We start from the raw sequence: 7772 nt of genomic DNA on the forward strand, positions 1-7772 counted from the left end.
AGAATTTTTTTCTTTAAACGTGATATAGTAAGTATATTTTCAATAACTTCAGAATTAATAATATCCTCAATAGCATGCATAAATTTTGGTGGAAACATATTATTTTATTTAATAGGCTTAACTATAGACACTATTTCACTTAAGAATAAAAATATTAAATATATATTATTACCTATAATATTCTTACTATCTACACATTCAAAGTTTAATAGAAGTATTGAAGAAGGCTTTGTAAATTTAGTAATTATAATTATTTTTTCTGTTTTATTAAATTACATATCAAATTTGCACAATACGAAAAAAGAAGCTCAAAGGTTATATGATAAACTTAAAGTATCTGAGGAAAACTTAATTGAAGCTAATAATAAACTTGAGGAGTACTTAACATCAATAGAAGAATTAACAATACTTAAGGAAAGAAATAGAATATCTAGAGAAATACATGATAGTGTTGGTCATGCCTTATCTACAGCTATTATTCAGTTATCAGCTATGGAAGTATTAGCATCTAAGGAAGAAAGTAAATTAAAAGATATGATTAGTGAGTTAAGAAGCTTTATTAATGATAGTTTTCAAGATGTTAAATTAGCAGTAAAGGAGCTTAAGTCTGATGATTACGATAATTATAGAGGGATAATTAGAATACAAGATCTATGTAAAAATTTCGAGAAAATGTCTGGAATTGAAGTAAAGATTATAGTATCTAAGGGAAGTTGGAATTTATCTACAAAGCAAAGCACTCATTTATATAGGATAACACAAGAAATTCTATCTAATTCATTAAAACATGGGAATGCAACAAAGATAAATGTAATCATGAATTTTACAGATAATGATTTTGTTATTTCTTTTAAAGATAATGGAATTGGTACTGATATTATAGAAGAAAGTGGCTTTGGACTTAAAAATATAAAAGAAAGAACAGAAGAAGTTGGAGGAATGGTAGATATTAGTTCTAAAACAGGAAATGGCTTCTTTGTTAAGATTGTAGTTCCAAGAGAAAGGGAGATATAAGTGGAAAAGATAAAAATATTAATTGTAGATGATGAGAAGTTAATAAGAGAAGGATTAAAGCTTATGCTTTCAACTTTTGAGGATATTGAAGTGGTTGATACTGCAGAAAATGGTTATAAAGCCTTAGAAATATGTAAAACAAAGAATATTGATGTTGTTCTAATGGATATAAGAATGAAAGACTGTGATGGTGTTAGGGGAACAAGATTAATAAAGGAGCAATTTACTAAGATTAAGGTTATTATGTTAACTACCTTTAATGATAAGGAATATATTCAAGATGCTTTAAGTTATGGTGCTTTTGGATATATGATGAAGGATAGCTCTCATGAAGTTATTTATGAAGGAATTAAAACTGCTTATATGGGTAATATGGTAGTTCATCCTGAAGTTGCAAATAAGGTTTTATATAAAAGTAATGATGGACATAAAATTACAGAGTTAAAAAAATATAATTTCTCAGAAAAAGAACTTCAAATTATTAAATATATTGCGGAAGGATTAAGTAATAAAGAAATTTCAGATAAAGTATATTTGTCAGAAGGAACTATAAAGAATAATATTAGCAATATATTATCAAAACTCAATCTTAGAGATAGAACTCAAATTGCAATCTTTGCATTTAAGAATGGAATAGTGACTTAAGTCATTTATATAGTGACTTCAAGTAATGCCAATCCCCCTAGGTTTTTATTATTATATAATTAAGAAAACTTAAGGGGGTATTTTTATGAGTATAATTGAAGTTAAAAATGTTACAAAGAGATTTAATGATAAATTAGTTTTAGATAATGTGAGTTATGAGGTTAATAAAGGTGAAATATTTGGATTTATAGGACCTAATGGAGCGGGTAAATCTACATTAATTAATATAATGACAAGCCTTTTAGCACCAGATAGTGGCACTGTTAAAATTTGTGGGTATGATATTTTAAAAGAACCAATAAAGGCAAAAGAATGTATAGGATATGTACCACAAGATATATCATTAATAGAGGATCTTACGGCTTATGATAATCTTGAGTTTTTCGGTGCCTTGTATGGATTAAAAAGTAAGGAGCTGAAAGAAAGAATTCAAGAAGCACTTGAAGTCACTGGCCTTGTAGAAAAGAAAAAGGAAAAAATAAAAAAATTCTCAGGGGGAATGAAAAGAAGATTAAATATAGCAACAGCAATTATGCATCACCCTAAAGTTTTGATAATGGATGAGCCAACAGTAGGAGTAGATCCTCAATCAAGAAACCATATATTTAATTTTACTAAGAATATTTGCAAGGAATGGGGAACAACTGTAATTTATACTTCTCATTATATGGAGGAAGTTGAAGAGCTTTGTAAGAGAGTTTTTATAATTGATTTAGGTAAGGAAATTGCTTATGGTACTGAAAATGAAATTAAAACATCAGTTTTTCCAAATAATAAAATCACTATAGAAGCAAAGGATATAAGTGCTGCATTAATTTTAAGTATAGAAAAATTAAATGGGGTATTAAAGGTTAAAGAAAAAGAAGATACTATTACTCTAACAATAGATTCAAATTTTAAACTAAATAATGTATTAAGTATTGTAGAAGAATATGATATTAATATTAAAAAAATAAGTTATGAAGAAGCAAAATTAGAAGATGTATTCCTAGCCTTAACAGGAAAAACTTTAAGGGATTAGGGGGAATTTATATGAAGTTACTTTATTATACAAAAATAACTTTAAAGGGAATGCTTTCAAATGCAGCTGTTACAATCGCATTTTTTATATTGTTTCCTGTATTACTTGCGGGTTTTATGGGATTTATGCAAAATTCACTTCATGAAAATCCACTAAAATTAAATATTTTAAAAATATCAATAGCAGATAATGATAATAGTAATATGTCTAAAAATTTAGTTTCATTTTTAGGAAGTAATGATATGAGAGAACTAGTTGAAGTGAATGATAAGGAATCAGATGTAGAAATTGTTATTCCCAAGGGATATGAAGAAAGTGTTGTATCATTAGAAAAAAATGAAATAAAAATAAATAAATTAGAAGAGGGATACACTAATTCAACAAATACTCTAAAGACTATTTTAGATAAATATCATCAAGGCCTTTATGTAAGTTTATCTGGTGGATCTACAGAAGCTTTAAACAATATTACCGGAAAATCTGTAATTGAAAATATAAATATAACTACTGGTAAAACCTCTACTAGTTATGAAGTATTATCATCATCAATGATTGGATTTGTAATTAGTATGCTAATATTTTCATTTATTCAAGGAAATTATACTGAGGCTAGTATAAATATGGATAGAAGAATTTTTTCTACACCAATAAGTAGGACCAAATACTTTTACTATAGTTCATTTGCTTTATTAATATATTCAGTAATTATAGTTTCAGCATATGTATTTTTCTTTAGAATTGCAGGAATAAGTTTTACAGGAAGTTTACTACCGTTAATTGCATTAATATTAGTTTCAGCTATATTAATAGTATCTATAATCAAATGTGTTTATGAACTATTTGGAGCAAATTATGGCAAAGTTATTGGTGGATTGGTTTTTGCTCTTCCTATACTAGGAATGGAAGCCTTTACTGGAGAAGGGAATGCTTTAAAAGTCTTAGCTCCAACTCATTATATTACAAAATTATTTAATGTATATAATTTGAATGGAAACTTTAACAGCAATATTAAAGATTTAATATTTATAGTCATTCTTTCAGTAGTATTATTTGGAATTGCAAATATAAAAGTAAGTTTATCAAAGGAGGGAAGAAAATGCGCTTAATTAGATTAACTATAATAAATTTAAAAAGAATATTAAAAAATCCATCAATTTTTCTAATGACATTTCTTCTTCCTATGATTGTTTTATATGGAGTAGTAGGACGAAATTCAAATGATAGCTCTTTAGGGGAAATAGGTATATTAGATAAGTCTTCTGGAAAGTATTCAAATATAATTATAGATGATTTGTCAGAAAAATATGATATAGAAACCTTAGATGGAAATATAGAAGATAGTTATGATGCTTTAAGAGACAAGAAAATAGCTGTTATTTATGTATTTGATGAAAATTTTGAAACTACTATAGATAGTGGGAATGTTCCAAAAGTAAAAAGTTATTCTGTAGAAGCTGGAATGGGCTCAGTTATAGCAGAAACTATAATTATTGATAATATAAATAAGTTACTTGAAGAAAATATAAATACAGGCCTTAGTACAAATTCAATAGAAGCAGTAATAGTTAATAAGGATGAAAGTAGTAACTCTAATTTTTATATGACAGTTATTATGATATGCTACTTCATGATGATAGGCAGTTCCGTATTAACAGATGATATAATTAAACTTAGAGCTCAAAAGGTTTTAAAAAGAACAATAGCAACTGGGAACTCTGATAAAGTTATTTTAGGATCATTATATTTATCTAGTTTTATTATGCAAGGTTTGATGAGTGTAATAACCTTATTTGTATCAATAAAAATATTTAATATAGAAAACTATAATTTAGGACAAGGAGTACTTTCAATAATCCTATGTAGCTTAATGACTACCTCTATAATATTATCAGCTACAAGGTGGTTAAAAAATCAAACTATAGCTAGTTTAGCAGTTGTCATCTTTGGTTTATTATCCTTTGGGCTTGGAGTAATTGGGAATATTCTAAATGAATTTACAAATGTCCCAGAGATTATAGTTTATTTAAGTGTAATATCACCTTTATCCTGGATAGGAAAAATTCTTAATGAAGGACAAATTGTTGCTCCAATTATAGTAATTATTCTAATGTCAGCAGTTTTCTTTACAGCTGGAAGCTTCAGATTAAGAGATTTTGTAAAAGAATAAAAGAGGAGATACCTATTATATTCCTTGCTCCGTCGCAAGCTCCAAGTCGCAGTAATATAATAGGTATCTCCTTCTAAACTGAAGGTAATAATTCCTCATTTCATTCGGAATTATGAAAGTTAATTTCACTCCAATTATAGGAATAATTTTAGTGGCAATAGTAATATTTACTGTAGGTTGCTTATTCCGTCGCACAGCTCCAAGTCATCGCAACCTTATATAGAACACTTACAAACTAAAGGAAGGAATTTATAAAATATATTAATAAGGCAATATTTTTTATAAATTCCTGTATATAAAAAATATTATACTCCTTGCGACCTCGCAAGCTCCAAGTCGTAGTGATATAATATTTATCTCCTTCTATGCTAAAGGTAATAATTGGTATATAATTTAATTATATATAATTAGTTGGAGGGGTTAAAATGAAAAGATATAAGATTCTTAGTCAAAAAGATAAGTGGTTTTCAGGAAAGTTTGATCCGCAAAAATTAGAGGATGCATTAAATGCCTATGCTGATCAAGGTTGGGAATTAAAAGCTGCAGCTACTGCTGATATTCCATCCTTTGGAGGAAATAGACAGGAATTTATTGCAATTATGGAGAGGGAAGAAGATTAATGGCGTACACTAGTTTATATAAAGATATGATTTTTATTGAAGGAAACAATAAAGACGCACAGGTGCTAGGTAATGTCAGCTCAGACTTAAGTTTTAAAATAGGAGCACAATTAAAAAATTTAAATGATGTAAAAGAGGACATGACAATTAAAGCAAAGGCTTTAGGTGCAAACTGTATTTTAGACTTTACTTATGGACAAAAAAGCAGATGGCTTGCAATAGATGATGTTGCCTTCTATGGAAAGGGAAAGGCTGCTATATTACCTCAAATTGTTTATGAAGAATTAATAAAGAAAATCAAGAATAGATAGATAAAAAATATGTCTATTTTAAAGTAAAGCTTAAAGCATTTCTAAATGGACATATATAATGCTATTTGATAAAATATAAAAAAGAAAATGTACGGAGGATAATAAATGATTTCAAAAAAACAACTTAAAGAGGATATAATAACTTGGGATATAATAACTTATAAAGATGAAGATGGAAAGCAAGTGGAATATGTTGAGGTTACTCTTGTAGATAGGATTATAGATGTTTATATGGATACAAGAGAAGTTAATATAGGGATACTTGCAAATAAAATAATTGAAGATAATTTATATAAGTAAAAAGAAAATAGAGAGTATATTCTTCATAATTGCTTATTAAATTATTGAAATAAGAATTTGAAAGTGGGTGAAATCTCAATATGAGAAAAGAGCGAAGTAACTACTTGGTGCAGTTATAATAACTGATAGTAAATTGCACCAAGAATAGATATATACTATCAGTAAACTGCACCAATTTTCTATTGATAAAAAATATATGAAATGAGGGACAGTTATGAACTATAGTAAATTAAAAGAGTTATGGAAAAAGGAAGAGGAAGCTACATTTCATGGATGGGATTTCTCTTACTTAGAAAATAGATGGGAAAATGAAGAATTACCTTGGAACTATAAAGATATATTAAAGGAATATTTAAAGCCTGATTACAAATTATTAGATATGGGAACTGGTGGTGGAGAATTTTTATTATCACTTAATCATCCTTATAATAATACATGTGTTACAGAAATGTGGATGCCTAACGTTGAATTATGCAAACAAAAATTAGAACCACTTGGAATTCAAGTAAAGCAGGTACTTAATGACTCTGAATTACCTTTTGAAGATAATACTTTCGATATAATTATTAATAGGCATGAGTCTTTTGATGTTAAAGAATTAGGAAGAATACTAAAGCCAGAGGGGATTTTTATTACTCAGCAAGTAGGTGGTGAGAATAATGAGGTATTATCAAAGGCTTTAATAGAGGATTTTAAGCCATTATATTCAGATAATACTTTAGAGAATAACTTAAAAAACTTAGAAAATAACTTCTTTGAAATTTTATATGCCAAAGAATATTTTCCTTACCTACGTTTTAAAGATATTGGAGCAATAGTTTATTTTGCTAAGATTATTGAGTGGGAATTTCCTAATTTCTCTGTAGAAAATTGCTTTGATAAATTATGTAAATTACAGGAAGATATAAATATTAAAGGATATATAGAAAGTATAGAACATAGATATATAATAGTTTGCAAAAATCAAAAATAATTATATTAAGATTAAGTTCTTATGTATATAGTTCAAATTAGTTAAGTCAGTTAAAGGATGTCGAAATAGACATCCTTTATTTATGATTATTCTAGGCTCTGTTTTAGAATAATGTCGATAATATATATGGTGAATTTAAAAGACCAGCGATTTATAAATTACTAGTCTTTAGTTGGTAATAGTTTAAGATTAAGAGTCAACTTATAGATACCTATTTTTTCTTACCTAAAGTATTTGACAGAATTAGAATTAAAGCTATTATCGTTAAATAGCCCCAAGGGAATAACCATTGCAAGTATTTAGGTAATTCACCCTCAAAATATATAGAAACTGCTAACAATATTGTTATAAGACTGAATCCCCCACCAAGTATATGATTTAATCGTTTTACATTGTATTTTTCTTTTTCTTCTTTGCTTGCAGTGTTATATCCTGCTATAAGAAAATTCCCCTTTCCACTAATTATTACAATAGACATTACTGCAAATAGGATGACAATTATCCATCCAAGCCCTAGTGATACATTCATAATGATACCTCCTACAAAGTATACAATTGTTAATTCACTATTATAATAAAATTGCGTTTTAATATATATTTCAATTGTATATATTTAGAATATAATTACATGATAAATGGAAATAATATGCTCTTGTTTAAAAAATAATAATTATCAACATCTAAATAAAGTAGAGCCTTATTTTAAAACAAAAATAATAAC

General features: G+C 27.2%; 10 protein-coding genes. 9 read left to right on the plus strand and 1 reads right to left on the minus strand.

The features are described from left to right. From QK892_RS18035 to QK892_RS18075, 9 genes are all read left to right on the plus strand, one after another. A partial coding sequence (locus QK892_RS18035; RefSeq protein WP_317274935.1) for a sensor histidine kinase occupies window positions 1-1014 on the plus strand: 1014 nt, incomplete at its 5' end. Beyond that, window positions 1015-1659 (plus strand): response regulator transcription factor, encoded by a 645-nt coding sequence (locus QK892_RS18040; protein WP_317274936.1) that lies wholly within the window; start codon window positions 1015-1017, stop codon window positions 1657-1659. It begins immediately after the preceding gene. Window positions 1660-1744: 85 nt separating this feature from the next. Beyond that, window positions 1745-2680, plus strand: a complete 936-nt coding sequence (locus QK892_RS18045; RefSeq protein WP_317274937.1) for an ABC transporter ATP-binding protein — start codon at window positions 1745-1747, stop codon at window positions 2678-2680. 11 nt (window positions 2681-2691) lie between these two features. After that, complete coding sequence (locus QK892_RS18050) at window positions 2692-3786, plus strand: ABC transporter permease (RefSeq protein WP_317274938.1); 1095 nt, start codon at window positions 2692-2694, stop codon at window positions 3784-3786. Then, entirely contained in the window at window positions 3777-4847 is a 1071-nt protein-coding gene (locus tag QK892_RS18055) for an ABC transporter permease (RefSeq protein ID WP_317274939.1), read from the plus strand. Before QK892_RS18050 ends, QK892_RS18055 begins: the two co-directional genes overlap by 10 nt. Window positions 4848-5272: 425 nt before the next feature. After that, entirely contained in the window at window positions 5273-5467 is a 195-nt protein-coding gene (locus QK892_RS18060; protein WP_317274940.1) for a DUF4177 domain-containing protein, read from the plus strand. Next, the gene (locus QK892_RS18065; protein WP_317274941.1) at window positions 5467-5778 is read left to right on the plus strand and encodes a hypothetical protein; all 312 of its coding nucleotides are present in this window, start codon (window positions 5467-5469) and stop codon (window positions 5776-5778) included. Before QK892_RS18060 ends, QK892_RS18065 begins: the two co-directional genes overlap by 1 nt. A 105-nt stretch (window positions 5779-5883) precedes the next feature. Then, window positions 5884-6078 carry a hypothetical protein gene (locus QK892_RS18070; protein ID WP_317274942.1) on the plus strand — a complete coding sequence of 65 codons (195 nt, stop codon included), beginning with the start codon at window positions 5884-5886 and terminating at the stop codon, window positions 6076-6078. Between the two features lie 214 nt (window positions 6079-6292). After that, a complete protein-coding gene (locus QK892_RS18075; protein WP_317274943.1) occupies window positions 6293-7051 on the plus strand; it encodes a class I SAM-dependent methyltransferase in 759 nt (252 codons plus the stop codon). Between the two features lie 211 nt (window positions 7052-7262). On the opposite strand, the gene QK892_RS18080 is transcribed toward QK892_RS18075, so the two are convergent. Continuing rightward, entirely contained in the window at window positions 7263-7580 is a 318-nt protein-coding gene (locus QK892_RS18080) for a DUF3784 domain-containing protein (protein WP_317274944.1), read from the minus strand. Between the last annotated feature and the right edge of the window lie 192 nt (window positions 7581-7772).

The organism is Clostridium lamae, assembly GCF_033043255.1.
GTDB classification, from domain to species: Bacteria; Bacillota; Clostridia; order Clostridiales; family Clostridiaceae; genus Clostridium; species Clostridium lamae.

Excerpts from the sequence above, each read along its gene's own strand:
- QK892_RS18045 (WP_317274937.1), top strand. The coding sequence starts at position 1,745 with ATGAGTATAATTGAAGTTAAAAATGTTACAAAGAGATTTAATGATAAA.
- QK892_RS18050 (WP_317274938.1), top strand. The coding sequence starts at position 2,692 with ATGAAGTTACTTTATTATACAAAAATAACTTTAAAGGGAATGCTTTCA.
- QK892_RS18055 (WP_317274939.1), top strand. The coding sequence starts at position 3,777 with ATGCGCTTAATTAGATTAACTATAATAAATTTAAAAAGAATATTAAAA.
- QK892_RS18060 (WP_317274940.1), top strand. The coding sequence starts at position 5,273 with ATGAAAAGATATAAGATTCTTAGTCAAAAAGATAAGTGGTTTTCAGGA.
- QK892_RS18065 (WP_317274941.1), top strand. The coding sequence starts at position 5,467 with ATGGCGTACACTAGTTTATATAAAGATATGATTTTTATTGAAGGAAAC.
- QK892_RS18070 (WP_317274942.1), top strand. The coding sequence starts at position 5,884 with ATGATTTCAAAAAAACAACTTAAAGAGGATATAATAACTTGGGATATA.
- QK892_RS18075 (WP_317274943.1), top strand. The coding sequence starts at position 6,293 with ATGAACTATAGTAAATTAAAAGAGTTATGGAAAAAGGAAGAGGAAGCT.
- QK892_RS18080 (WP_317274944.1), bottom strand. The coding sequence starts at position 7,580 with ATGAATGTATCACTAGGGCTTGGATGGATAATTGTCATCCTATTTGCA.